Genomic DNA, 25694 nt, shown 5'->3' with positions numbered 1-25694 from the left:
ATTTGACGCCGAACGCTCTCGCCGGGTTGGTGGCGCGCACGCGGGCGGCGGGAGGCCTCTTCGACGATCTGACGGAGACGAACCCGACGATGACCGGGCTGACCTGTCCTCGCGGACTGCTGGGCGCGCTCGCGGATCCGCGCGGCGTGGTCTATCGGCCGGATCCGCTGGGGCACGTCGAGGCTCGGGAAGCGGTGGCCGCTTCCTACGCTCGTCAGGGCGCCAACGTATCGCCGGCGGATCTGGTCCTCACGGCCAGCACGAGCGAGGCCTACGCGTTCCTGTTCAAGTTGCTCTGCGATCCGGGCGACCGCGTGCTCGTCCCTCGGCCGAGCTATCCGCTGTTCGAGCTGCTGGCCGGTCTGGAGGGCATCGAGCTGGCGCCATACCGGCTGGACCCGCTCGCCGGCTGGCGGATCGATCGGGCGGATCTCGAGCGCGCCCTGACGCCGCGCGTGCGTGCCGTCCTCGTCGTGAGCCCGAACAACCCGACCGGCTCGATGATCCAGGACGACGAGCGCGATTGGCTGACGAGGCTCGCGGCCGATCGCGACATGGCGATCGTGGCAGACGAGGTGTTCGGCGACTACCGGCTGAGCCCGCGCCGCACGGCCGCGTCGTTTGCGGGGCACGCGTCGCGTGCGCTGACGTTCACCCTGGGCGGGCTGTCGAAATCGGCCGCGCTGCCCCAGCTCAAGCTGGCGTGGATGGCGATGAGCGGGCCAGCCGATCTGAAGGATGCGGCGCGCGAGCGGCTCGAGCTCGTCGCCGATACCTACCTGTCGGTGGCGACGCCGGTGCAGATTGCGGCCGCGGCGCTCGTCGAGTCGGGCGTGGAGATGCGCCGGCGCATCACCGAGAGGCTGATCCGGAACCTCGGCACGCTGAGGGCGGCCGTCGCCCGGCACCCGTCCGTCACGCTTCTCGAGCCTGAGGGCGGCTGGTCCGCTCTCCTTCGTGTGCCGGCCACGTCGTCGGAGGAAACGCTCGTGCTGCGTGCGGTCGAGGAGGCGCAGGTGCTCGTGCATCCTGGATATTTCTTCGACTTCCCCGGCGAGGCGTACCTCGTCGTGAGCCTCCTGCCCGAGCCCGCGCGATTCGAGGCGGCCGTCGCCCGGCTGCTGCCCGTCGTCGCGGGCCACGGTGCGAGATGAGCCGGCATGTCGGGTTGAGCCTGCCGCTGTTCTCCATACGCTCGTCCGAGAGCTGGGGGATCGGTGAAATCGGGGATCTGCCGCGGCTGACGTCGTGGCTGGCTCGCGGAGGATTCAGCCGGGTGATGGTGTTGCCGCTCGGCACGCTGCCGGCGGGAGAGACGTCGCCGTATTCGGCCACCTCGACGCTCTCGATCGATCCCATCTACATCAGCGTGCGTGACGTTCGCGACTTCACGCACGCGGGAGGCGAGCGCGCGCTGTCCGCTCGCGCGCGCGCCGCCCTGGCCGCCGCGCGCGACGCGCCAGCCGTGGACTACGACGCGGTGCGCACGGCCAAGCACGAGGCGCTCGCGCTCGCGTTCGACGCGTTCCTTCGCCGCGAATGGCGGCGCAAGACAGGACGTGCCGCCGCGCTCGCGGCGTATGCGGAGCGCGAGCACGCCTGGCTCGACGACTACGCGCTCTTCCAGGCGCTGTCGTCGGCCCACGGCCAGGCGTCGTGGCGCGAGTGGCCGGCGGCGCTGCGCGATCGCGATCCGGCCGCGCTCGATCGTGCGCGGCGCGAGCTCGCCGACGATCTGCTGCGCCATCAGTACTGGCAATGGATCGCCGAAACGCAGTGGCAGCGCGGCCGCGAAGCGGCGCGCGCGGCGGGCGTCGCCGTCTACGGCGATCTCCCGTTCGTCGCGAACCTGCAGAGCCCGGAGGTCTGGGCGCGCGCCGGCGAGTACCTGCTCGACGTGTCGGCCGGCGTGCCGCCCGATGCGTTCAGCGAGACCGGCCAGGACTGGGGGCTGCCGACCTACCGCTGGGACGCGATTGCCGCGAGCGGGTACGCGTGGACGTTCCAGCGCGGCCGACGGATGGCGGCGTTGTACGACGGCCTGCGCGTCGACCATGTCATCGGCATCTACCGCACCTACGGCCGGCCGCCCGGGGGCGTGCCGTTCTTCAGCCCTGAAGGGGAAGCCGCGCAGGTGGCGCAGGGCGAAGCGGTGCTCCGCGCGCTCCAGCAGAGCGGGCTCGCGCTCATCGCCGAGGACCTCGGCGTCGTGCCCGACTTCCTGCGTCCGTCGCTCGCCCGGCTCGGCATTCCAGGCTGCAAGGTGATCCGGTGGGAGCGCGACTGGCACGCCGACGGCCAGCCGTTCGTCGACCCGGCCACCTATCCTCCCGTCTCGGCCGCCATGACCGGCACCCACGACACCGAGCCGCTGCCGCTGTGGTGGGCGACCGCACCGCTCGAGGAACGCCGCGCGATGCTGGCGTTGCCGCTGCTCGCCGCGAGCGGCCTCACCGATCCGGAGTGTCGCTGGAGCGAGGCGCTGCGCGACCGGCTGATCGAGCTCGCGTATCGCGCCGGGTCGAACGAGGTCTTTCTCCCCGTGCAGGATTTCTTCGGCTGGCCCGGCCGCATCAACACGCCCGGCACGGTGGGGCCCGAGAACTGGCGCTGGTGCCTGCCCTGGTTCGTCGATCGCGTGAACGACGTCGACGATGCCGTGGAGCGGGCGCGATTCGGGCGAGCGCTCGCCGAGGCGACTGGCCGGCTGCCGGCCTCGGATTACACTAATCCCCCGAAGTCGCAGGACGTGACGTCGGAGGGATGAATTCGGCAGTGACCAGATTCCACTACTCGATTCGCGAATACCCGCTGCAGCAGGGCGCGCTCGAGATCGCGTACATCGAGGAGTTCTTCAACGAGTTCCCCACCCGGAAGACCGCCAACGAGATCATGCAGCGGCTGGAAGGCCGCGAGGCGCAGATCCTGATGGCCGAGGCGCCGTCTCCGGAGGACGGCTCCGCGATCGTGCCGGTCTCGTACAAGGTGTCGCACGAGCTGCGGCCCAACGAAACCGATCCGAAGCTCGCGGACCTCGTCGACCGGCTCCGCGACGTGATCGACTTCGACGGGGAGCGCGTGCTCTACAACTGGCTCGGCGCAACGCGCATGGATTGGCGGGGCCAGGGCCACTTCCGCGCGCTCACCGAAGAGCAGGAAGTGTGGGCCGTCGCCCAGGGCTACGACGTCGTGGTCGTCAAGACGAAGAACCGCTACTACGACATGCGCGGCACGCTCGACAGCCTGCAGTTCAACGTGATCAAGCTGGAGCCGGCGTCCGACCTGCTCGACTCGAAGGTGTACCTGAGCAAACGGCTCGGGCCGTTCGTGCTCGACGCCCATCGCAGCCGTCGTCAGGTGACCCGCGTCTGATCTCCACGTGACCCGGGCGACCGCGTCTCAATCGCAGCGGCTCGCCGCCGTCCAGGCGCCGGTGATCCCGATCATCGCGCGGTGGATCGCCGAGACGCCGGGCACGATCGCGCTCGGCCAGGGGCTCGTGTCGTACCCGCCGCCGCCGGAGGCCGTCGAGGCGGCACGCCGGTTCGGCACCAGCCTCGAGGACCATCACTACGGGCCGATCGAAGGTCTCCCCTCGCTCGTCGGCGCGCTCGAGGACAAGCTCGCGCGTGAGAACGGCATCGCGGTGCGTCCCGCCAGCCGGGTCGTCGTGACGGCCGGCGCCAACCTCGCGTTCATGAACGCCGTGCTCGCCGTCACCGATCCGGGCGACGAGGTCATCCTGCCGGTGCCGTTCTACTTCAATCACGAGATGGCCGTGACGATGGCGGGAGCGCGGCCGGTGGCGGTGCGCTCGACCGACCGCGACCAGCTCGACGTGGAGGCGATTGCCGCGGCCATCACGCCGCGCACGCGCGCCGTCGCGACGGTCTCGCCGAACAATCCGACCGGCGCCGTGTACCCGGAATCCGATCTGCGCCGCGTCAACGCGCTGTGCCGCGAACACGGGCTGTTCCACGTGCACGACGAGACGTACGAGTACTTCGTCTACGGCCCCGAGCGCCACTTCTCGCCCGGCGCGATCGACGGCGCGGCGGATCACACGATCACGCTGTTCTCGCTGTCGAAGGCCTACGGCCTCGCGAGCTGGCGGGTGGGATACATGGTGATCCCCGAATCGCTCTGGGAGGCGATCGACAAGATCCAGGACACGATGGTGATCTGCGCGCCGTCCGTCTCGCAGCACGCCGCGCTCGCGGCGGTCGCCTGCGGGCGGCCGTACACCGAGCGCCAGCTCGGACCGTTGCGGGCGGCTCGTGCGATCATGCAGCGGGAGCTGGGGCGCGCGTCGCAGGTGTGCGAGGTGCCGCCCGCGGCCGGTGCGTTCTACTTCTTCGTGCGGGTGTTCACCTCGATGGACTCGCTCGTCCTGACCGAACGGTTGATCCGCGAGCACGGCGTCGCGGTCGTCCCCGGCCGCGTCTTCGGCGAGTCGTCCTGCGCGATCCGCGTGTCCTACGGCGTGACCGACGCCGCGACGGCCGAGGAAGGCGCGCGGCGGCTGGCGGACGGGCTCCTCGCGATGGTCCGACCGTGAAGATCGCGACCTGGAACGTGAACGGCATCCGCGCGCGGCAGCAGGAGGTCGCCGACCTCATCGGCCGCGAGGCGCCCGACGTGATCTGCCTGCAGGAGATCAAGGCGCCGCAGGGCAAGGTGCCCGAGCTGCTGCTCGCCGCCGGAGGATATTGGTGCTACTGGCATGGCGCGAGCGCCTATTCGGGCGTGGCGCTCCTCGTGCGTCACAGTTTTTTCACGGAACGCCCCGCCTTCGCCCATCCGTCTTTCGACCATGAGGAGCGGATCGTGATTGCGGAGCTTGGACCGCTGACCCTCGCGTCCGTCTACGTGCCCAACGGCGGCAAGGACTACGACGCGAAGCTCCGGTTCCTCGAGGCGCTCGGCGACTGGGCCGGTTCGACGCTGGCGGCCGGCAGAGCGCTCGTCATCTGCGGCGATCTGAACGTGGCGCGCGAGGAGCGAGACGTGCACCCGAAGGAACGCAAGCCCAACCAGATCGGCACGCGCCCCGAGGAGCGTGCGCTCTTCGGCCGGCTGCTCTCCGCTCCGCTCGTGGACGTCGGGCGCACGCTCGATCCCGGCAACGATGCGCTCTTCACCTGGTGGGCCCCGTGGCGCAACCTGCGCCAGCGCAACATCGGCTGGCGCATCGACTACGTGCTGGCCACGCCGGTGCTGGCGGGCACGGCTCGCTCGGCGATCTCCATGCGCGAATTCGGCTCGAGCGATCACGCGCCCGTCGTCGCGACCTTCGAGGGATGAGGCGGAGCCGCCATGAGCTTACGTCTGCGGCTGATTTTGGCGTTCTTCCTGCTGTCGGTGGTGCCGCTCGGCGCGCTGACGCTCTACGCCTACACGAGCAACGCGAGGGCGGCGCGGGAGGCGGCGCGTCACGAGGCCGAGCTGCTCGCCGGCGAGCTGACACAGCGGATGCAGGTCGTGACGGCGCAGCTCAGCGAGCGCGTCGAGTACCTGATGAACCTCGCGAATGCGACGGCCGCGGTCGACACCGCGCAGCAGTCGACGCGTGAGACCGCGGCGGCCGTGGCGCCGGCCACGGAGTTGGCCAGTGCCACGGCCGCCTCCCAGACGCTCAGCAGCATCGCGATGCTGCTGAACAACGTCGAGCTGCGAGACGGCTTCCGCGGCCGGCGTGGCGGCCGCGGGCGCGGATTCTTGCCGCCCGACGGCCGGGGCATGCCGCCGGTCGGCGCGCCGCCGGCCGGCAACGGCCGGGCCGCCACGTCGGCGGCCGGCGTCGCCGCCGGCCCCGAGCTGCCGGTCGCCGGCGCCGGCACGCCAGACGACGCTCGCCGCGCGGATCGTGCGCGCGGCCGGCGCGGCGAGCCGCCCGCGCCGGCGCTCGCGCCGGCAGGTCCGGGCGCGCCCGCTCCGCCGAGCGCGCCCGAGGCGGCCAGCCGCGGAGCCGCCGCGGACCGCCAGCCGCCGGCGGCACCCGAAGGACCGCCGGCGCCGGCGTCGCCCGCGGCCGCGCCCGACGCGCCGCCCAGCCCTGACGAGCGGATCGCCATCGACATGATGCCGATCCGGCGCGAGATCATGCAGCAGTTCGCGTCGCAGGAGGAGTTCGCGGCGCTGCCCGAGGCCGAGCAACAGCGGATCATCGGCGAAGTGAACCAGCGGATGCTCGGCATCCGCATGGGCATCCAGATGGGCACGGCCGAAGTGCAGCGCCGCATCGCCGACGCGCAGCGCGCGGCCGAGGCCAAGGCCCGCGAAGCCGCCGCCGCCGTCTCGGTCGTGACGGCACCATCCGCAGCGTCCGCCCCGCTGCAGCGCAGGAGCACGCTCTCGGGCAGCCGCCTGGACGTCACCATGGAGCGCAACGGCGAGGTGGTGTCGCGCGCGAACGCCGAGATCAACCTGCAGAACCTGCTCGGCACCGTGTTCTCGACCACTCGCCGCGATCGGGGCGAAGTGCCGTTCGCCGTCGCGAAGGACGGCCGGCTCTACACGCCGACCGATGCGGACCGGAAGATCATCGAGTCGATCGGCGGTGTCGCGCTTCGGCCCGAGACGCCGCCCGGGACTGCCGTGCTCAACGACTGGATCGTCGTCACGACCGCGGATCCGACCGGGGCCGGATTGAAGTTCGGCATCGCACGGCCGGTCGGCGACTCGCTCGCCGAGCTTCGCCGCACGGCCGCGCGCAACGTCGGCGTCGGCCTCGGGTTCTTCGGGCTGGCGCTCATCGGCATCGTGCCGCTCTCGATGCGCCTCACGCGCAATCTCTCGGTGCTCAGCGAGGGGGTGCGCCGCATCGCGCAGGGCGACTATCGCGCGCGCGTTCAGGTGTCGTCGAAGGACGAGATCGCGCAGCTCGCCGCGGCGTTCAACCAGATGGCGCACGACGTCGAGGTGCACCAGCGTGCGGCGATCGAGCAGGAGCGCATCCGGCGCGAGCTCGAGCTCGGCCGGCAGATCCAGCACGACATGCTGCCGCAGGTGCCGCTGCGGCTCGGCCTGACCGAAGTGCGGGGCGTGTCGGTGCCGGCGCGCGAGGTGGGCGGCGACTTCTTCAACTACTTCCAGTTGCCGAACGGACAGTTGTCGCTCCTCGTCGGCGACGTCTCGGGCAAGGGGGTGGGCGCCGCGCTCCTCATGGCCAACATCCAGGCGTCGCTGCGCACGCGCCTCGCGCTCGGCCAGGATCTCGCCGCCATCGCCCGCGAGCTCGACGCCGAGATCGAAGCCGGCACGCCCGGCGGCGTCTACGCGACGCTCTTCGTCGCGATGCTCGATCTGCAGAGCTACGTGCTCCGCTACGTGAACGCCGGCCACAACCCGCAGTACGTCATCCGGCGCGACGGCACGCTCGAGCAGATGCCGTCCTCCGGTCTGCCGGTCGGACTGCTGTCGGGCCGCGGCTACTTCGAGCAGACGGTGCGGCTCGCGCCCGGCGACCTGTTGTTCTTCTACACCGACGGCTGCGTCGAAAACGAGAATGCGAGCGGTGAGGCCTTCGGGTCCGATCGGCTCGAGGAGTTGCTGCGCGCGACGGCCAAGAGCGGCACCGAGGACCTGCTCGCGCGGGTCGAACGCGAGGTGACGGCCTTCCGTGGCGCGCGCGAGCCGTTCGACGACGCGACGATGATGGTCGTGACGATCGGCTAGCGGCGCAGGCGCGCGAGATCGGATCGTCGCGGATCGGTCAGTTCGTCAGATCGCACGTGCCGTAGGCTTGCGACGTGCGCGGCACATCCGACGTTTCGCCGATGTGCCGCGAGTGCACGGCGCGGAACGTCTTGCCGTCGCCGCCGGCCGAGAACACCGTCGTCAGCGTGAAGTTGCCGATCGGCGTCTGCTCGATGACGTTCAGCCCGGTCTCGGCCAGCCGCACCGTCACCGGCACGGTGCCGGCGGCCACGATGCGCGCCTGGTTCTTCTTGTAGTCGATGCCTTCGATGCGGAACGAGAATTCCTGCGTGCCGCTGATGGCCTGGGGCGCCGCGCCGTCCCACCGCGCCGCGCCGTAGACCGGGAACGAACAGGTGAGGGCCTTGGCGGCGGCGAACGGGCCAGGCGCCGGGCGGCCGCGTTGCGCCACCACCGGCGCGGCGGCCAGGACGCCCACCACCACCACGCCGACGTAGAGCGACGAACGTCCGAGCCTCACCGGCATGTCACGCTCCTTCAAGAGGCCAGGCGAACCTGGCGCGGCGTCTCGTGCTTCGCGCGGTCGCGGCGGAAGAGCCGGCCGACCCGATCGCGCCATCCCGACAGGATGTCGTAGAACGTCGGGATGACCAGCAGCGTCAGCAGCGTGGAGGTGATGACGCCGCCGATGATCGCGCGGCCGAGCGGCGCGCGGAAATCGGCGCCCTCGCCGTGCCCGAGCGCGACCGGCACCATGCCGGCGATCAGCGCGAACGTCGTCATCAGGATGGGCCGCAGCCGCGCGCGTCCCGCTTCGACGATGGCCTCGTGGCGCGGCACCCCGCGCTCCTCAGACCATTTCGCGAAGTCGATGAGCAGGATCGCGTTCTTCGCCACGATGCCCATGAGCAGGATCACGCCGATCATGCTCATGATGTTCAGTGTATCGCCGGTCAGCATCAGCGCGCCGACGACGCCGATGAGCGAGAGCGGCAGCGAGAGCATGATCGCGAGCGGATCAAGGAACGAGTTGAACTGCACGACGAGGACCAGGTACATCAACAGCACCGCCACGCCGAGCGCGGTCAGGATGCGCGTGAAGACCTCGATCTGTTCGCGCGTCTGGCCGCCCTGCGTGATCGTGTAGCCGGGCGGGAGCGCGACGCCGTCGATCCTCGACTGGATGTCGGCGACGACGTCCGAGAGAGGCCGACCCTCGGTGTTGGCCTGCACGGAGATCACCCGCTCGCGGTCGAGGTGATCGATCCGGTTCGGCCCGAGCGACGGCCGCACCGAGGCGACTTGGCCGAGCGGCACCGTCGCGGGCCGGCCGTCCGGCCCGGGCACGACGAGCGGCAACGTCGCGAGATCGGCCGCGCGGGCGCGCGATTCGGGCGCCAGGCGCACCGTGACGTCGCGCGTCTTGCCGGTCGGATCGACCCAGTCGCCGACGTCCACGCCGGCGAACGCCGGCCGCAACGCCTGGGCGATATCGGCCACGCGCAGGCCCAGATCGCCCGCGAGCGCGCGGTCGATCGTGATGTCCACTTCCGGCTTCTGGCCTCGGGTCGACAGGCCGACGTCGACCGCCCCCGTCACCTGCCGCGTGGCGGCCAGCACCTCGTCGGCCAGCTTCGACAGCACGGTGCTGTCCGGCCCGCGCAGTTCGATCTGGATCTGCTTCTGGTTGTCGAACCCGCTCGTCTGCACGGACGCCGTGACGCCGCCGATCTCCGGCAGCCGCTGGCGCAGGGTGCGCGCGATCGTCTCCTGGTGATCCGCCCGCTCGGCCTTCGGCGCGAGCCCGACGTACACGCGCGCTTCGTCGACCGCGCCCGACGTGCCGCCGATGGTCGCGTAGGTGTGGTCCACGCCGGGGATCGAGCGCGCCAGCGCGACCACGTCCTCCACCTTCTTGTTCGTGTACGCCAGGTTCGAGCCCGCCGGCGTCTCGATGTTGATCGAGAACTCCGAGTTGTCCGAGACCGGAAAGAACTCGCCGCCGAGCAGGCCCATCGCCGGCATCGCGAGGGCGCCGCCGAACGAGGTGATGGCCAGCACCACCATCGCGAACCGGTGGCGCAGCGCCCAACCGATCACGCGCTTGTAGCGATCCGCCTGCCGGTTGAACCAGATGTTGAAGTACGCGAGCTGCCGCGCCAGGAACCAGCGCTGGTCGGTGGGCAGGTGCGGGTCGGGCCAGTAGGCCGAGAGCATCGGGTCGAGCGAGAACGACACGAACAGCGAGACCAGCACCGAGCACGCGATCGTGAGCGCGAACGGCGACATCCACTGCTCGGCGACGCCGCCCATGAACGCAATCGGCACGAACACGACCACGATCGAGAAGGTCGTGGCGGCCACCGCGAGCCCGATCTCGGACGTGCCCTCGTGCGCGGCCTGCAGGTGATCCCGGCCCAGCTCGACGTGCCGCACGATGTTCTCGCGCACCACGATCGCATCGTCGATCAGGATGCCGATCGCCAGCGACAGGCCGAGCAGCGACATCGTGTTGAGCGTGAACCCGAACGCCAGGACGGCGATGAACGAGGCGATGACGGAGACCGGCAGCGCGAGGCCGGTGATGATCGTGGACCGCCACGAGTTGAGGAAGAGGAACACCGTGAGCACGGTCAGCACGGCGCCTTCGACGAGCGCCCAGCCGACGTTCGCCACGGAATTCGCCACGCGCTCGCCGGAATTCCGCACGATGCTGATCGACACGCCCGCCGGCAGCGTCTTGCGGATCTCCCCGATCTCGCGCAGGACGGACGCCGAGACCGCGGTCGTGCTGTAGCCCTTCGTCTTCTTGACGTCGATGCCGACCGCCTCGCGGCCGCCGAAGAGGGCGGCCGTCCGCGGCTCCTCCACGCCGACGTGCACGGTCGCGACGTCGCCCAGCCGCACGAGCCGGCCGTCGCGGTTCGCGACGACGATGGCGGCGAACTGATCGGCGGTGGTGACGCGCCCGCCGAGCCGGATCGTGCGCTCGTCGTGGATGCCGAGCAGCCGGCCGACCGGCGCGGCGAGGTTCTGCGCCGACACGGCGGCCACGACCTCGCCCATGCTCACGCTGGCCGCCTGCAGCGCGTCGGGCCGGACGTCGATCGTCATCTCGCGCGTGTTGGCGCCGGCGATCTCGACCTCGCCGACGCCGGCGAGCGCGCGCAGCCGGCGCGAGATGCCCGGATCGGCGAGCAGCGTGAGCTGCGCCACCGACAGGCGCTCGGACGACATCGCGAGCGACACGATCGGGAAGTCCACCGGATTCACCCGCGTCAGGACGGGCTCCTCCATCTCGGGCGGCAGGTCGTTGCGGATCGAGTTGATCTCGTCGCGGATCTCCTGCGTCGCGAGCTGCAGATCCTTCTCGTAGTCGAACTCGACGAGCACCGTCCCGAAGCCGTCGAGCGAGTTCGACGTGACCTTCGTGACCCCGCTGATGCCGGAGATCGCTTCCTCCATGGGGTCCACGATCTCGCGCTCCACCTGATCCGGCGAGGCGCCGGGATAGGGCACGGCGACGACGACGAGCGGGACGGCCACGTCGGGAAACTCGTCGGTCTGGAGCAGCACCAGGGACACGAGCCCGAAGACCACCAGCGTCAGCATGCTGACGACGGTGATGACCGGCCGGCGGATGGCGAAATCAGAGATGAACATGCGTCACCCGATCACTTTCACGCGCGTGCCCGGCGCGATCGCCTTCGACGAGCCGACGACGAGCACGTCGCCCTCGGCGAGACCGGCGATCACCTCCACGCGCTCCGCGTCCGGCATCCGCACGCCGAGCGTGACGGTCGCCCGTTCGGCGGTGCCGTCGGGACGGATGCGTGTCACGGTCGGCGTGGGACCCGTCTCGTCCACGGCCGACAGCGGGACGACGATCCCGCGGCGGTTCGTGGCCTCGATGCGCCCGTCCGCGAACAGGCCCGCGATCAGGCGGCCTTGCACGTTGGGCACGGAGACGTAGAGCGACACTTGGCGCGTGACCGGATCGGCCGCCGGGCTGATCCGATCGACGATGCCCGTGAACTCGCCGGGCACGCCGCGAATGGAGAAGCGGGCGGTGGCGCCGCGTCTCACCTCGTGAATCTGATCGGAGCGGACGGAGGCCTCGAGGCGCAGGCTCGACGGATCGATGATCGTCAGCAGTTCGGCGCCGGGCGCCACGACGTCGCCGAGGTTCGCGTGGCGGGAGCTGACGATCCCGGAGAACGGGGCCGTGATGGACGTGTCCTCGATCTGCTGGGTGACCGACGTTCGGCGCGCGCGCGCCGCGGCCACCTGCGCCTCGGCGTTCGACACGGCGTTTCTCGCCTGCTCGAGATCGCGGGCGGCGAGCGCGCCGCCTTTCACGAGCACCTCGGTGCGCTGCAGCTCGGCGGTCGCGACCGCGAGCGCGGTCTCGCTCGACTTGACCGCGACGTTCGACGACTCGAGCGCCATGTCGAGGTCGCGCGACGAGATGCGGGCGAGCACGGTGCCGGTGCGCACCGGCTGGCCGCGGTCGACGTTGAGCGCGACGATCGAGCCGCCGACCTGGGCGCGGACCGTCGCCTCCCGCGCCGGCGTGAGCTGCCCCGAGATCGTCGGCCCGGCCGAGATGTCGGACATCGTCGCGGTCGCGACGTTCTCGGGCGCGAGCTGGATCGTCAGGGGAGCGGACGTGGCGGCCGGTGCGGATGCGGCGGAGTTGTCGCATCCGGAGGCGGCCCCCGCCAGGGCGAGGACCGTCAGGCCGGAAAGCACGGAGTGAAAACGCAGCGGCATGGAGACTCCTGAAGAGGCGCTCAACGGGCGCCGAGAGGCAGCGTGGGCAGCAGCGCGACACGCGCGCGGGCGACCTGCACGTCGCGGGCGGCCTGCGCCCGATTGGCTTGCGCGACCTGCAGTTGCAGGCGCGAGTCGTTCAGCTCGAGCTGCGTCGAGAGCCCTTCGCGATTCCGCAGCTCGGCGATCTCGTAGGCGCGGCGCGCCTGTTCCACGGTGCCGGCGCTCGCCTCGAGCGCCGCTTCTGCGGCCGTCAGATCCTGCAGGGCCGTGGCCGAATCGAGCAGCGACAGCTCGCGCGCCTGCTGGAGCTGCGCTTCCGCTTCGGCGAGCGTGGCGCGCGCGGCGCGCTCGCCGGCGCGCAGGCGTCCGCCCGTGAGGATCGGAACCTGCAGCGTGGCGCTCGCCGACCAGTTGGTGCGGAAATCGCCGACGCCGGGCAGCACCCCTTCGCTCGGATAGCCCACGCGGGCGAGCGACGAGTTGAGGGCGACCGAGGGGAGGCGTTCGGCGCGGGCCGCCGAGATCGCCGCCTGCCGGAGGCCGACGACCGTCTCGGCCTGGCGCACGCTCGTGCGGTCGTCGCTCGGCCCGGCCGCGCGCGCCGCCGCGAGCGCGCCGGCGAAGGGCGGCGGCGGCGCGATCTCGGGCGCCTCGAGATCGACGTCGAGAACCAGAGGCTCGCTCGCGGGCAGATCGAGCAATTGACGGAGACGGAGGTAGGCGACGTCGCGCGACGCGCGGCTGCGGATCACCTCGGGGCGCTGGTTGTCGCGCGCGACCTGCGCGCGCAGCAGCTCGAACTCGGGCTGCCGGCCGGCCTCGTAGGCGAGCTTGACCTGGTCGTAGGTGGCGCTCGCCTGATCGAAGCCCGACTCGGCGATCGCGACCATCCGATCGCTCAGCGCCGCGTCGTAGAAGGCCTGCGTCACGTCCAGCAGCACCTGCGCCTCGGCGGTCGTCGTCGCGAGCGCAGCCGCGCGCTTCGAGAAGCCCGCCTGCGCGCGCTGCGCGCCGAGCCGGCCGCCGGTGTAGAGCGACTGCGAGAACGAGAAGGCCGCCTGATAGATGTTCTTCTGGCCGAACGGCAGCGTGCCGAAGCTGAACGACGGGCCGATGGCGCCGCACGTGGCGGCGCGTTCGAGCTCGGCGACGCGGGTGGCGAGCGGCTGGCCCGCGTCGACGGCGAGCGGATCGCAGACGGGCCCCGTGGATTGGAACGCGCCGCTGAACTCCGAGGCGAGCGTGCGCGTGTAGGTGCTCGCGAGGCTCAGTTGCGGCAGCCGCTGGCTGAGCACCTGCTGCTCTTCGGCGTCAGCGCGCTGCTCGCCGGCGCGCGCCGCGCGGATGGCCGTGCTGTGCGACCGCGCGAGGTCGAGCGCCTGCTGCAGCGTGAGCCGCGGCGTCTGCGCGAGCAGGAGCTGCGGCGTGGCGAGCAGCAGCCCGGCGGTCGCGAGCGGGAGAAACGAGCGTCGTAGCGTCATGGTGCGTTCCTGGAGTCGGAGAAGTGACGGCCGCCGTGGCGCCAATCGCCTGGAGCAGCAGGTCGACGTAGCGATCGACGGCGTCGCGCATCGCGTGCGGATAACGCTCCGGCATCGTGTCGCGGCCGAGCGCGTCGGTGAAGAGCGCGCCCATCAGCATGTTGGTCGCCGTGCGCTCGTCGAAGGCCGGCGACGCCAGGCCGTTCGCTTTCAGGCGCCCGAGATAGCCGGCCAGATCGTTCGCGATCCGGATCGAGGCCTGCATGCCGTGCGCGCAGTTCTGGGGGTGCTCGCAGTACTCGCCGAGCGAGCGGCGGATGAGGGTCCGCAAGCGGTACAGCTCGCGATGGTGCTCGCGGCCCCAGGCGATCAGCTCCACGCGCGGATCGACCGGGTCGTCCGGCAGCGTGCGGCGGATCGCCTGGGTCGCGAAGCCCTCGAGCGCCGTGCGGAGCAGGTCGTCCTTGCTCTTGAAGTGCCGGAACAGCGTGACCTCGTTGACGTTCGCCTCCCCGGCGATGCGCCGCGTGGTGGCGCCCCGCCAGCCGGTCTCCGCGAACACCTTGATGGCGGCCTCGAGCAGCGCCTGCCGGACGGTCATCCGTCCACCTTACCGGGAGATCGCCGAGTGTGCAAGTAATTACTTGCACGCCGACCGCGCCGGCCGGCGCGGCGCCGCTGCACGGCGACGCCGACTTCGGGTAGGGTGGTGCCGTGCCCGAGGCTCCCGTTGCCCGCCGGCGCGCCGCGGCGCACGCCGTGACCGTCGGCCAGCGCGTGTTTCCCGTGGATCTCGCCCGCCACCCGCGCGCCCGGCGCTACGTGCTGCGCGTCTCGCCCGACGGGCGGCTGCGCCTCACCGTGCCGCGCGGCGCCTCGATCGCCGGCGCGCTGTCGTTCGCCGCGCGCGAGCAGGCGTGGATCGACCGCGAGTGGGCGCGGCTGGAGCTGCGCGCCGCGGCCTGGCGCGACGGCGCCGGCCTCTGGTTTCGCGGCGAGCGCGTCGTCCTTCGGCTCGGCGACGGCGCCGCGCACTTCGCCGGCGAGCGCGTGGCCGCGTCCGAGCGCGACCTGCGGCCGGCCGTCGAACGGCACCTGCGCGCGATGGCGCTCCGCGAGCTGCCGACGCGCACGCACTCGCTCGCGCGCGCGCACGAGATCGCCATCGCGTCCGTGTCGGTGCGCAATCAGCGGTCGCGCTGGGGCTCGTGCTCGCCGCGGGGCGCGATCGCGCTCAACTGGCGGCTCGTCCAGATGCCGCCCGACGTGGCCGACTACGTGATCCTCCACGAGCTCGCCCATCGCCTCCACCCGAACCACTCGCGCCGTTTCTGGCGCGCGGTCGAGCGTCTCTGCCCCGCGTGGCGCGCCGCGGAACGTTGGCTGCGCGCGCACGGACGCGATCTGTTCTGACGATCGCATCCGGATACGTCGCTGTTTCGGTATTGATTCTGGAATTCGGCGGCTGGGAGGCGCATCGGGCCGGTGATCGATTGATCTACTCGGGATGCGCGATCCGATCTCACGTGCGAGGTGTCGAGATCGCCGCCGGCCCGCTCGTGCCGCTCGCCTGGACGTCGCCGGCGAGCGAAAGGAGCTCCGCGAGAATCATCGCCGTCGCGCCCCACACGTCGTGGCCGTGCACGTGAAAGGCCGGACACGCGATCGTCAGACCGTCGCGCGTGTGCTCGATCCGGCGCACGCAGGCCGGGTCGCCCAGCTCGGCGATTCCGACTTCGAGCAGCGCTGACACTTCGCGTGCGTGCAGGCGGAACGCCGGCTCGCGATCGGCGATGCCGACGACCGGATGGATCACGAAGTTGCTCACCGGCACCCAGAGCGTCGACAACGCGCCGAGCACGCGGACGTCCGCCGCGGCGACGCCGATCTCCTCGTCGGCCTCGCGCAGTGCCGCGGCCTGCGGCGACTCGCCGCGATCGATCGCGCCGCCGGGGAGGCTCACTTGGCCGGCATGCTGCGGCAGCGTGTGATGGCGCACGGTCAGCGGCAGCATGACGCCCTCGCGCCGCGCGTACAGCAGCACGAGAGCCGCCGCATGGCGCGCGGTGTCGGGCCGCTGGTCGGGCGACCAATCGGCGCGTTCGGGGCGCGGCGCGAAGCGGCGCTGCGCCGCGGCGCCCGGCAGCGGCATCGCCAGCCGCCGGCGGAGCGTCGTTTCGAGCGCCGACAACGCGACGGTCATGGGGCGAGCCGGCGCGGTTCCACAAATATGTCGCCGCGCCGCGGATCGATTCTGCAAGATTGTCGAACTCGGCGCCCGAGGCGCATCTCGGCTGGAAAAATCGGCTCCGATCGCACGCTTCGCCCCTTTACTTTTGATCGCTTCTGTACAGAATTAAGACCGCTGCCCGCCGTGCCGGCCGGGATTTTTCACGTCGCCATTTTCCGTCCACCCAAGACCGAAGGAAGGACATCGCCAATGGGTTCGTCAGCGCTCCAGGACGCCAGCAAGAACATCATCGAGTGGGAGAAGACGGTAGGCAAGTCGCCGACGTGGCCGCAGGCCACGGAGATCTTCGGCTCGCTCACCTTCAACGAGCAGGTGCAGCGTCAGCGCCTGCCGCGCGATGTGTTCAAGGCGTTGCGCCGCACGGTGGCGCAGGGCGTGCCGCTCGACGGCTCGGCCGCCAACGTCATCGCGGCGGCGATGAAGGACTGGGCGATCGAGCACGGCGCGACGCACTACACGCACTGGTTCCAGCCGCTCACCGGCATCACGGCCGAGAAGCACGATTCGTTTCTGTCGCCGACCAACGACGGCCGCGCCGTCGCCGAGTTCAGCGGCAAGGAGCTCATCAAGGGCGAGCCCGACGCGTCGAGCTTTCCGTCCGGCGGCATGCGCTCCACCTTCGAAGCGCGCGGTTACACGGCCTGGGATCCGACGAGCTCGCCCTGGCTGCTGAAGACGCAGAACGGCACGACGCTCGTCATCCCGACCGCCTTCGTGAGCTGGACCGGCGACTCGCTCGACAAGAAGACGCCGCTGCTCCGCTCGATGGAGGCGCTCTCGAAGCAGGCGCTCCGCATCCTGAAGCTCTTCGGATCGGACGCGCAGCGCGTCATCACGACGTGCGGCCCCGAGCAGGAGTACTTCCTGATCGATCGCAACTTCTACTTCTCGCGCCCGGACCTCATCAACGCCGGCCGGACGCTCTTCGGCGCGCGGCCGCCCAAGGGGCAGGAGCTCGAGGATCAGTACTTCGGCTCGATCCCCTCGCGCGTGCTGGCGTTCATGCACGACGTCGAGAACGAGCTCTACAAGGTCGGCGTGCCGGTCAAGACGCGCCACAACGAGGTCGCGCCGAGCCAGTACGAGATCGCGCCGATCTTCGAGGACGCCAACGTCGCCACCGATCACCAGATGATGACGATGGAGACGCTGCGGCGGCTGGCGCCGAAGTACGGCCTGACCTGCCTGCTCCACGAGAAGCCGTTCGCCGGCGTGAACGGCAGCGGCAAGCACCTGAACTGGAGCATGAGCGACGACCTCGGCAACAACCTGCTCAACCCGGGAGACAACCCGCACGACAACATCCAGTTCCTCGTCTTCTGCGCCGCGGTGCTGCGCGCCGTGAACCGCTGGCAGGGGCTGCTCCGCATGTCGATCGCCAGCGCCGGCAACGACCACCGGCTCGGTGCGAACGAGGCGCCGCCGGCGATCATCTCCGTGTTCCTCGGCGAGATGCTCACCGATCTGTTCGACCAGATCGAGAAGGGCAGCGCCAAGCGGACCCGCTCGGGCGGCCTGCTCGACACGGGCGTCGCCGTGCTGCCGAAGCTCCCGCGCGACGCGGGCGACCGCAACCGCACGAGCCCGTTCGCGTTCACCGGCAACAAGTTCGAGTTCCGCGCGGTGTCGTCCGGCCAGAGCATCGCCTTCCCGAACATCGCGCTCAACGTGGCGGTCGCCGAATCGCTCGATTACATGGCCACCGAGCTCGAGAACGCGACGACCAAGGGCAAGAAGTCGCTCGAAGCCGCCGTGAAGGACCTGCTGCCGGCCGTCATCAAGGAGCACAAGCGGATCATCTTCAACGGCAACGGCTACTCGGAGGAGTGGCGGCTGGAGGCCGCGAAGCGCGGGCTGCTGAACCTGACCAACAGCGTCGACGCGCTGCCGGAGCTGTCGAAGACCGACACGGTCCGCCTGTTCGAGAAGTACAAGGTCCTCAACGCGCGCGAAGTGCGAGCCCGCGCCGAAATCAACTACGAGATCTACGTCAAGACCCTGAACGTCGAAGGGCAGTTGATGGTGCTGATCGCCAACCGCTACATCGTGCCGGCGGCCCTCCGTTACCAGAAGGAGGTCGCCGACTCGGTCGCGGCCGTGCGCGAGGCCGGCGGCTCGGCTCGCGAGGCCAAGAAGCTGCTCGACCGGCTGGGCGCCCTCATCGACGATCTCCGCGAGCGGACCGATCGGCTCGAGAAGGCTCTCGAGGGGCACGCCGCGACGGCCGAGAAGCACGCCAAGCACATGCGCGACGCCGTCGTGCCGGCGATGGGCGAGCTGCGCGAGACGGGCGATCAGATCGAGGCCATCATGCCGCACGGCATGTGGCCGCTGCCCACCTATCGCGAGATGCTCTTCATCAAGTAGATCGCGATCGTACGCCGCGAGCCGCCAGTCGGGAACGCCGAGTTGTGGGTGACGAGACGTCACTCACGACTCGGCACCGAGCTCACGACTTCCTCAATTCCCCGTCCCGCCCGGCCCGGTCGACTCCGGCAGGCGCTCGCCGGCGCGAATCGCCACCGGCAGCCGGTTCTCACTGGGCGGATAGGGACAGACCCAGCTCGTGTCGTACACGCAGTACGGGTGGTACGCGCGGTTGAAGTCCAGATCGTAGAGACCCGTCGCCGTGCGCTCGAGGTCGAGATATCGGCCGCCGCCGTACGTTTCGATGCCGCTCGTCAAATCACGGAACGGCACCCACAGCCGTTCCACGCGGCCGACGCGTTCGCCGAACGCCGAGAGCCGATACGTCGTGCCGCCCAGCGCGAACGCGAGCGTGCCCACCTTGACCTTCTGTTCCAGCTCGTGTGCCGAGTTCGGCAGCGCGATGACGACCGGCGGGTTCGAGACCGTCTCGGTGAGCGCCGCGGGCACGCGGTACTCCGGCGAGACCGGGTAGTAGCTCAGGCCGGCGAAGGACGCGCGCCGGTCCTTCGGAATCGGCGAGTTCGGGTTCGCGGCCGCCTTGAACTCATCGTCCTTGTGCCGGCGCGCTTCCAGGACGCGCTGTTCGTACGGCTGGCCTTCGGACGGCGGCGGCGGACCGGAGGTGCAGCGCACGGCGGCGCCGGCGGCGAGCGCGGCGAAGAGCAGGCGGGCGGCGAGGGCGCGCGACATCAGTCGAAGTCTCCCAACAGGTCTTCCAGCGCCTCGCCGACCTCGACCGTCTTCCCTTCGAAGAGATGGCTCGCGCCGTCGATGATCACCAGTTCCTTCGGCTCGTGCAGCCGCGCGTAGAACGCCCACAGGTCTTTGACCGGGCAGACGGCGTCGAGGCTGCCCTGCACGAGGAACTTCGGCTTCGTCGTCTCGAGCGTCGCGTCGAACGAGTAGCCAGGCTTCGTCACGGGCGGTGCGATGCCGATGAGCGCCGACACGCGTGGGTCGCGCGCGCCGGTCTCCATCGCCACCCACGATCCGAACGAGAACCCGCCGGCCCAGAGCGGCGTTCCGGGATATCGATCGGCCATGAACGTGAGCGCGGCGGAGAAGTCCTCGCGCTCGCCGCGTCCTTCGTCGAAGGCACCGCCGCTCTGCCCGACGCCGCGGAAGTTGAACCGCAGCACGGCGCACCCGATGCGGCGGAGCCCCTTGGCCGCCTGGAAGACCGCCTTGGTGTGCATCGTGCCGCCCTGGAGCGGGTGCGGATGGGCGAGCACCGCCGCGGCTCGAGGCGCGGGGCGGTCGTCGTCCGCGGCGTCGTGGCGGCCCGGACCGTCGAGCAGCGCCTCGAGCGGGCCGGCCGGTCCTGCGAGGTTCACGTGCACCGTTCTCTGGGCCTCCCGGTCGAATCCTGACGCGCCTGACGCGTCCCGTCGTCTACGAAGTCTGTCACGAGCGCGGCGAAGTCGCGCGGCCGCAGGACGAGGCCGAGGTGGCCCGTCCGTTCGAGCGTGACGTGCCGCACCTCCGGCAGCAACTCGAGATAGTCCAGCGAGCTGGAAACCGGGACCACGAGGTCGAGCGCCGGCTCCCCGGTGATGACGAGGGTGGGCGCGGTGATCCGGCCGCAGCAGGCGGCAAGGTCCGTCGACGTCCAGGCACGCACGCAGTCGGCCATGTGCGCCGGCGAGACCGGGTAGCGAAGCGCCCGGCCCAGGTGCGTCGCGGCGAAGCGCGCGCGCCGGCCGGGCGATGGCAGCGCGCGTCGAACTTCATGGTGCAGCCGCGCGGCGCCGCGGGCGGCGAAGAGCGGCATCGACAGACGCGGCCGCCGGACGTAGCCGAGCGATCGCCGATCGATCTGCCACCGTGGCGACGGCGTGGAGGCCAGGACCAGCCGGCGCACGCGATCGGGCCGCGTGGCTGCGTAGTAGAGCGCGACGAGACCGCCGAAGGAGACGCCTGCGATGCTCACGGGAGTGGCGTCAGTGCCCACGGCGCGGTCGATGAGCGCGGCCCAACGATCGAACAGGCCGGCGCCCTGCACGTCGCCGAGCGAGAAGGTGTGCACGCGATGCTGCTCGGCCAGCGCGCGGACCGCCGGCGCCATCCATTCCCACCGGCCCTGGATGCCAGGCACCAGGACGATCGGCGATCCGCTGCCGAAGACCCGCACGCTCACCCCCACTAAAGTGTGAGTGCGGCGGAATGGAAGTGCAAGGCGGCGCGACTTCTCCTACGCTGTACCGGGGCGGCTGGTGTCGCAAGCCCGCGCGCGACGCGGCAGCCCGAAAGGAGCGACGTGGAACTCAGGGAAGCACCCCAGCCGGACGAGAGCGGCCTCAATCAACAGGCCCTGCTCACGCGTCTCAACCGGGTGGAAGGGCAAATCAGGGGCATTCGCCGGATGCTGCAAGAGCCGCGTCCGTGCGTGGAAGTACTCCAGCAACTGGCCGCCGCCGAGGCGGCCTTGAATCGCATCAGCCTGGCGATCTTCAGGCACCACGTCGATCACTGCATCGCGGACGCGCTCGAGAAGGGCGAGCCGGAGCGCCGCAAGCAGATGAACGAGCTCGTCGACATCTTCGATCGTTTCGCCAAGTAGCGCGCGGCGTCCGTCTCGGGTTCGGTGCTAAGATGCGCCCCTGATTCGGAGGCCCGCATGAGACGCTCGCTCTTCCTCGTCACGCTGTTCGCCGGATGCCTGAGCGCCTGCGGCGGCTCCTCATCCTCGGACAGCGCCCGCCCGGAGTCTGGCGCCAGCTCGGCCCAACCCTCCTCGGGTCAGGCCCAAGGGTCCCCGTCGGTCGAGAAGGGCTTCGAGCAGATGATGCAGGGCGTCCAGCAGATGGCCGACGCGCAAGGCCGCGGCGGGCAGACCAAGCTCGTCGACTACGAGGTCCTGAAGGGCCTGCTGCCCGACCTTTCGGGCTGGGAGCGCAGCGGCGCCAAGGGCCAGCAGGTGTCGATGGGCATCTCGCTGTCGAGCGCCGAGGCGCACTACGCGAAGGGCGACGCCTCGATGAAGCTGGAGATCATCGACACGAACTTCAGCCAGATGGTGCTCGCGCCGTTCATGATGTTCGCGCGCGCCGGCTACGAGGAGAAGTCCGACGACGGCTACAAGAAGGGGATGACGCTCGGAGGCTACCCGGGCTTCGAGAGCTGGGAGAAGGGCAATCGCGACGCCGAAGTCCACCTGCTCGTCGGCGACAGGTTCATGGTGAACGTCGAGGCGAACGGCGTCGACAACGCCGAGCCCGCGCGGGCGCTCGCGCAGGCCGTCAATCTCTCGAAGCTCGCGGGCCTCAAGTAGAGCTTTCGAGACTGGCGAGCCTCGAGTCGAACTTTCGAAACTCGCGGGTCTCGAATAGGGCTTTCAAGGCGCGCGAGCCTCGAGCAGAGCTCGAAGCTCGCCAGTGCCGAGCCAGAGTCCTCGACCGTGCGCCTCGCCGCACACGGCACGATCGTCAGTACCACCGGTAGAGCATCCAATACACGGCCACGCCGCTGACGGAGACGAAGAGCCAGATCGGCAGCGTGACTCTGGCGATCCGGCGGTGAGCGTCATCCCGTCTCGTGAGGCCTCGCCGCAGCGTGATCAAGGACATCGGCAGCACCACGGCTGCCAGCACGACGTGCGGCACGAGGATCGCGAGATAGATCGTCCTGGCGATCCCGGTGCCGGGAAACGGCCTCGATCCGATCTGCGCGTGGTAGGCGACGTACGAGGTGAGGAAGAGGATCGACGTCGTGAACGCCGCGAGCATCAGCCGGCGATGGAGATCGACCCGGCCGGTGCGGATGCAGTAGTACCCGCAGGCGAGCAGCACGGCCGACGCGCCGTTCAGCAGCGCGTTGAGCGTGGGCAGGTCCGACGCGCTCATGGGCGGGCGATCGCGAGCGTGGCCCAGAGCAGCGGCAGGTACACGATCGACGCGTAGAACAAGCGCCGCGCGCGGGCGGGCGAGCGGCGGATGGCGAAGCCGACCGCGGGCGCGAGGTGCGCCGCGCCGAGCGCGAGGGCGGCGAGGGCGTACGGCATGCGCGCCGCGCCGAAGAGGAAGGGCAGCAGGCTCACGGGGACCAGCGTGCCGGCCCAGAGCGCGGCCTGCCGCCCCGTCAGCCCGCCATCCCGGTCGATGACGGCCAGCATCGGCATGCCGGCTCGCGCGTAGTCGTCGCGGAACATCCAGGCGATCGCCAGAAAGTGCGGCATCTGCCAGCAGAACATGATCAGGAACAGCGACCACGGCGCCACACCCGCGATCGAGTCGCGCGCGGCGGCCCACCCGATGATGGGCGGCAGCGCGCCCGGCACGGCGCCGACGACGGTGGAGAGCGACGTCCAGCGTTTCATCGGCGTGTAGATGGCGACGTAGATCAGGAGCGTCGCGACCGCGACCGCCGCGGCCAACGGGTTGGCGCCGAACCAGAGCATGAGCGCGCCGGTGCCCGCGAGCGCCGCGCCGATTGCCTGACCCTCGCGCGCGGTCATGCGCCCGGCGGCGAGAGGGCGGTTTCGCGTGCGCGCCATCAGCCGGTCGGTGTCGCGCTCGGCCACCTGGTTCATGGCGGCCGCCCCGCAGGCGACGAGCGCCGTGCCGATCGTGGCGATGCTCAATGCGCCGGCGCCCTCGCCGCCGGCCATGTAGAACCCGCCCGCGCTCGTCAGCACGACGAGCGCGTTCAGCCGGACCTTGGCGAGAACGAGGATGTCGCTGAGCTTCGACGGCGCGGCCAGGGCGGCGGGCTTGTCGAGCGTCGTGGCGTCGGTCTTCACGATCGTCACGCGTCAGCGCGCGGCGAAAGCCAGCGCGATCGTCTGGGCCTGGCGCTCGGCGACCGTGACGGTGGCCGTCCTCGTGCCGAACCGCTCGTGCCAGGCTTCGACCGTGTAAGTGCCGGGCGGTACGCCCTGCAGCGAGAACGAGCCGTCCGCGCCGGTGACCGCGAAGAAGGGGTGGGCCATCACGCCCATGTAGGCCGCCATCCAGCCGTGCACGTCGCACTTGAACCGCACCATCACTTCAGGCGCGTCGAACGTGTGCGTCATGCGATCGCCCCGCGTGTTGAGCCCGTGGTTGAACTCGGCATTCGTCTTCGGCAGCGCGTGGACGTTGTGGAACGTCAGGTCGCCGTTGGCGAGCTCGAGCGGCTGGTGCACGCGGATGCCGAGCACGCGCGGCCGATAGCGGCACCCCTGCTGATCGAGCACGACGGGCGTGGCCGGCGTCTCGAAGCGGTAACCGGGATCGAGGCCGTCCTTGATGTAGACGAACACGTTCTGCAGGCCGCCGTCGGCGGACACCAGCACGGCATCGCTCTGTGGACTCGGGCCTGCCTGCTCGGCGCAGGCCGGATCGCTGCCCATGCGGATCGGTTCGCGCGGCGGCGGCGCACCTTCGAAGCGAATGGTTCCGGCGATCGAGCCCGCGGTGGCCGCGTCAACGGTCCGGCCGGGGACAGCCGCCGGAGCGGACGTGTCGGGCGCGGCGGTGCCGCACGCGGCGAGGCCGGCGGCGACGAGCGCCGCGGCGAGACGACGCGGCGCCCGCAACGTGATTCGCATCACGTTATTATCGTCCGAGAGCGTTCGTGGCGGCCACCGACGACCGATGCACGACCGATGCGCGGCTTGACCGCGTCGCGCCCGGATGCTACGTTTCAAAGTTCCTGCTGACGCCGGTATCGTCTAGGGGTCAGGACACGTGGTTCTCAGCCACGGGACCGGGGTTCGAATCCCCGTACCGGTACCACCCTTCGCCAGGCGCTCGCCACGCGAGCGGCTCCGGATGACAGGTTACGTCACGGCCAGCGTCCGCGAAGGTGGGTAGCAGGTCAGCAGTTCATCGCGCGCCGTCACGGAGCGTCGACACGTGACGTGATTACCGATGCCACTGGTCTTGTTGCCTGTTGCAGTGTTTCTCACTTGCACGCCACACGCGGCGGGGCACTCGAGGGAGTCGCAGGCAGCGGCAGCTTCGTCCCAGATACAGATCGACGAGTTGGGGTGTTCCGTCCTTTCGACGAGCGACGTGCATGGCAAGGAGAGGGCGCAGGTCCGGCAGGGACTGTCTCGTGGCCAGTAGCTGAGGTCGTGCCCCACTGACCCTTCCGCCAGGTCACCATAGCCGCGAACGGTCGATGCCGCAGGCCCGCATGAGTTTCTGCGCGACCGTCATTCGGCGATCGTCGGATACGGCGATGTCGACCGACTGTGAAGGACGCGCGGAGCGTGACGAGGGGACGCCGCTTCCAAGGGGCTGGCTATCTGGCTCGCAGGCTGCGCATCGGGCGGTTGCTGCTGCTTCGAGCCGGTGCTAGCATTGCTAGCATCGGAGGTGAACGGCGCGTGGCTCAACTCATGGTCCGGAACGTGGAAGACGCCGTCGTGCGGGAGCTCAAGAGGCGCGCCGCCCGGCGCAATCACAGCGCCGAGCAAGAGCACCGGCAAATCCTCGAACAAGCATTGTTGCACCCCAGGCGCCGTTCGCTGGCCGAAGTGCTCGCGGCGATGCCCGACGTCGGCGAGGACGCCGACTTCGAGCGCCATCAGATCGACCGGCGGGTGTGACAGCGGCCTATGTACCTCGTCGACACTGACGTCATCAGCGACGCGCGAAGGCGCGCACGCGCCAACCCTGGTGTCCGTCGATTCTTTCGGAGTGCTGCGACGCAGGGCATCCCGCTGTTCCTGTCGGCGGTCACGATTGGCGAATTGCGCCAGGGCGTCGAGGCCGTGCGCCATCGTGGCGACGTCGCGCAGGCGACGCGCCTGTCCCGTTGGCTCGGTACCGTCACGAGGGACTACGCTGACGCGATCCTTCCCTTCGATGAAGAGATCGCCCAGATATGGGGACGACTGCGGGTTCCGCATGCGGAGAACCCGCTCGACAAGCAGATAGCGGCGACTGCATTGATCTACGGCCTCACGGTGGTCACCCGCAACGTGTTTCACTACGAGCCTACCGGAGTAGCCGTCCTGAACCCGTTCACCTGAGCCACGCCGGTTGCGAATTCGATCTGGTCGGTGCCATCCCTACATCTCGTCGACCCAGTCAGTTCGGGCGAATGCTCTGCCCCCGCAGCGGTTCGCCGCGTTCGACGAGTACGCCATCTGCCACATAGTCGTTGAAGAA

23 protein-coding genes and 1 tRNA gene are annotated in these 25694 nt (G+C 70.3%); 13 read left to right on the top strand and 11 right to left on the bottom strand.

Features of this window, described 5'->3' with window-relative positions:
• Positions 1 to 89: 89 nt before the first annotated feature.
• The 6 genes from IT184_04790 to IT184_04765 are packed head-to-tail and all read left to right on the top strand — an operon-like array spanning position 90 to position 7677.
• A complete protein-coding gene (locus tag IT184_04790) occupies positions 90 to 1154 on the top strand; it encodes a pyridoxal phosphate-dependent aminotransferase (GenBank protein MCC7008110.1) in 1065 nt (354 codons plus the stop codon).
• Entirely contained in the window at positions 1151 to 2767 is a 1617-nt protein-coding gene (gene malQ, locus IT184_04785; protein ID MCC7008109.1) for a 4-alpha-glucanotransferase, read from the top strand. Before IT184_04790 ends, malQ begins: the two co-directional genes overlap by 4 nt.
• Positions 2768 to 2775: 8 nt before the next feature.
• The gene (locus IT184_04780) at positions 2776 to 3372 is read left to right on the top strand and encodes a hypothetical protein (GenBank protein MCC7008108.1); all 597 of its coding nucleotides are present in this window, start codon (positions 2776 to 2778) and stop codon (positions 3370 to 3372) included.
• A 7-nt stretch (positions 3373 to 3379) separates the two neighbouring features.
• Positions 3380 to 4558 (top strand): pyridoxal phosphate-dependent aminotransferase, encoded by a 1179-nt coding sequence (locus IT184_04775; GenBank protein ID MCC7008107.1) that lies wholly within the window; start codon positions 3380 to 3382, stop codon positions 4556 to 4558.
• Positions 4555 to 5304 (top strand): exodeoxyribonuclease III, encoded by a 750-nt coding sequence (xth, locus tag IT184_04770; protein MCC7008106.1) that lies wholly within the window; start codon positions 4555 to 4557, stop codon positions 5302 to 5304. Before IT184_04775 ends, xth begins: the two co-directional genes overlap by 4 nt.
• Positions 5305 to 5316: 12 nt before the next feature.
• Positions 5317 to 7677, top strand: coding sequence for a PP2C family protein-serine/threonine phosphatase (locus IT184_04765; GenBank protein MCC7008105.1), 2361 nt, complete (start codon positions 5317 to 5319; stop codon positions 7675 to 7677).
• Between the two features lie 37 nt (positions 7678 to 7714).
• Here IT184_04765 and IT184_04760 read toward each other — a convergent pair whose 3' ends face one another.
• From IT184_04760 to IT184_04745, 4 genes are read right to left on the bottom strand one after another with little or no spacing between them, the layout of a single operon-like run.
• Positions 7715 to 8185, bottom strand: a complete 471-nt coding sequence (locus tag IT184_04760; protein MCC7008104.1) for a hypothetical protein — start codon at positions 8183 to 8185, stop codon at positions 7715 to 7717.
• 11 nt (positions 8186 to 8196) lie between these two features.
• Positions 8197 to 11322, bottom strand: a complete 3126-nt coding sequence (locus IT184_04755) for an efflux RND transporter permease subunit (GenBank protein ID MCC7008103.1) — start codon at positions 11320 to 11322, stop codon at positions 8197 to 8199.
• 3 nt (positions 11323 to 11325) lie between these two features.
• Positions 11326 to 12432, bottom strand: coding sequence for an efflux RND transporter periplasmic adaptor subunit (locus IT184_04750; GenBank protein MCC7008102.1), 1107 nt, complete (start codon positions 12430 to 12432; stop codon positions 11326 to 11328).
• A 20-nt stretch (positions 12433 to 12452) separates the two neighbouring features.
• A complete protein-coding gene (locus IT184_04745; GenBank protein ID MCC7008101.1) occupies positions 12453 to 13916 on the bottom strand; it encodes a TolC family protein in 1464 nt (487 codons plus the stop codon).
• Between the two features lie 714 nt (positions 13917 to 14630).
• On the opposite strand from IT184_04745, the gene IT184_04740 reads away from it, so the two are divergent.
• Positions 14631 to 15329: a M48 family metallopeptidase gene (locus tag IT184_04740; GenBank protein MCC7008100.1), complete on the top strand. Its 699-nt coding sequence runs from the start codon at positions 14631 to 14633 to the stop codon at positions 15327 to 15329.
• Positions 15330 to 15438: 109 nt separating this feature from the next.
• On the opposite strand, the gene IT184_04735 is transcribed toward IT184_04740, so the two are convergent.
• Positions 15439 to 16119: a CoA pyrophosphatase gene (locus IT184_04735; GenBank protein MCC7008099.1), complete on the bottom strand. Its 681-nt coding sequence runs from the start codon at positions 16117 to 16119 to the stop codon at positions 15439 to 15441.
• A gap of 237 nt (positions 16120 to 16356) precedes the next feature.
• Between IT184_04735 and IT184_04730 the strand changes: the two genes are divergently transcribed.
• On the top strand, positions 16357 to 18534 hold the full coding sequence (locus IT184_04730) for a glutamine synthetase III (GenBank protein MCC7008098.1): 2178 nt from the start codon (positions 16357 to 16359) through the stop codon (positions 18532 to 18534).
• A 93-nt stretch (positions 18535 to 18627) separates the two neighbouring features.
• On the opposite strand, the gene IT184_04725 is transcribed toward IT184_04730, so the two are convergent.
• From IT184_04725 to IT184_04715, 3 genes are read right to left on the bottom strand one after another with little or no spacing between them, the layout of a single operon-like run.
• Entirely contained in the window at positions 18628 to 19287 is a 660-nt protein-coding gene (locus tag IT184_04725; protein ID MCC7008097.1) for a DUF1684 domain-containing protein, read from the bottom strand.
• Positions 19287 to 19931, bottom strand: a complete 645-nt coding sequence (locus tag IT184_04720) for an alpha/beta hydrolase (protein ID MCC7008096.1) — start codon at positions 19929 to 19931, stop codon at positions 19287 to 19289. Before IT184_04720 ends, IT184_04725 begins: the two co-directional genes overlap by 1 nt.
• The gene (locus tag IT184_04715) at positions 19928 to 20734 is read right to left on the bottom strand and encodes an alpha/beta hydrolase (GenBank protein ID MCC7008095.1); all 807 of its coding nucleotides are present in this window, start codon (positions 20732 to 20734) and stop codon (positions 19928 to 19930) included. Before IT184_04715 ends, IT184_04720 begins: the two co-directional genes overlap by 4 nt.
• A 12-nt stretch (positions 20735 to 20746) precedes the next feature.
• Here IT184_04715 and IT184_04710 point away from each other — a divergent pair, with 12 nt between their 5' ends.
• Positions 20747 to 21157 carry a metal-sensitive transcriptional regulator gene (locus tag IT184_04710; GenBank protein MCC7008094.1) on the top strand — a complete coding sequence of 137 codons (411 nt, stop codon included), beginning with the start codon at positions 20747 to 20749 and terminating at the stop codon, positions 21155 to 21157.
• A 57-nt stretch (positions 21158 to 21214) separates the two neighbouring features.
• Complete coding sequence (locus IT184_04705; protein MCC7008093.1) at positions 21215 to 21868, top strand: hypothetical protein; 654 nt, start codon at positions 21215 to 21217, stop codon at positions 21866 to 21868.
• Positions 21869 to 22022: 154 nt separating this feature from the next.
• Here IT184_04705 and IT184_04700 read toward each other — a convergent pair whose 3' ends face one another.
• The 3 genes from IT184_04700 to IT184_04690 are packed head-to-tail and all read right to left on the bottom strand — an operon-like array spanning position 22023 to position 24124.
• Positions 22023 to 22439 carry a DUF420 domain-containing protein gene (locus IT184_04700; GenBank protein MCC7008092.1) on the bottom strand — a complete coding sequence of 139 codons (417 nt, stop codon included), beginning with the start codon at positions 22437 to 22439 and terminating at the stop codon, positions 22023 to 22025.
• Positions 22436 to 23344 carry a protoheme IX farnesyltransferase gene (cyoE, locus tag IT184_04695; protein ID MCC7008091.1) on the bottom strand — a complete coding sequence of 303 codons (909 nt, stop codon included), beginning with the start codon at positions 23342 to 23344 and terminating at the stop codon, positions 22436 to 22438. The genes IT184_04700 and cyoE overlap by 4 nt, the downstream gene beginning before the upstream one ends.
• Before the next feature lie 3 nt (positions 23345 to 23347).
• Entirely contained in the window at positions 23348 to 24124 is a 777-nt protein-coding gene (locus IT184_04690) for a carboxypeptidase regulatory-like domain-containing protein (protein MCC7008090.1), read from the bottom strand.
• 112 nt (positions 24125 to 24236) lie between these two features.
• Between IT184_04690 and IT184_04685 the strand changes: the two genes are divergently transcribed.
• The 3 genes from IT184_04685 to IT184_04675 all read left to right on the top strand — a co-directional run bounded on the left by IT184_04685 (position 24237) and on the right by IT184_04675 (position 25555).
• Positions 24237 to 24311: transfer RNA gene (locus IT184_04685), tRNA-Glu, on the top strand.
• 596 nt (positions 24312 to 24907) lie between these two features.
• Positions 24908 to 25129: a DNA-binding protein gene (locus IT184_04680; protein MCC7008089.1), complete on the top strand. Its 222-nt coding sequence runs from the start codon at positions 24908 to 24910 to the stop codon at positions 25127 to 25129.
• A gap of 9 nt (positions 25130 to 25138) precedes the next feature.
• Positions 25139 to 25555, top strand: a complete 417-nt coding sequence (locus IT184_04675; GenBank protein ID MCC7008088.1) for a type II toxin-antitoxin system VapC family toxin — start codon at positions 25139 to 25141, stop codon at positions 25553 to 25555.
• Positions 25556 to 25694 lie beyond the last annotated feature (139 nt).

This window comes from Acidobacteriota bacterium, assembly GCA_020853395.1.
Taxonomy (GTDB): domain Bacteria; phylum Acidobacteriota; class Vicinamibacteria; order Vicinamibacterales; family SCN-69-37; genus JADYYY01.
Note: the sequence above shows the minus strand (reverse complement) of the source record. Positions and strands in the feature narration are given on the sequence as shown.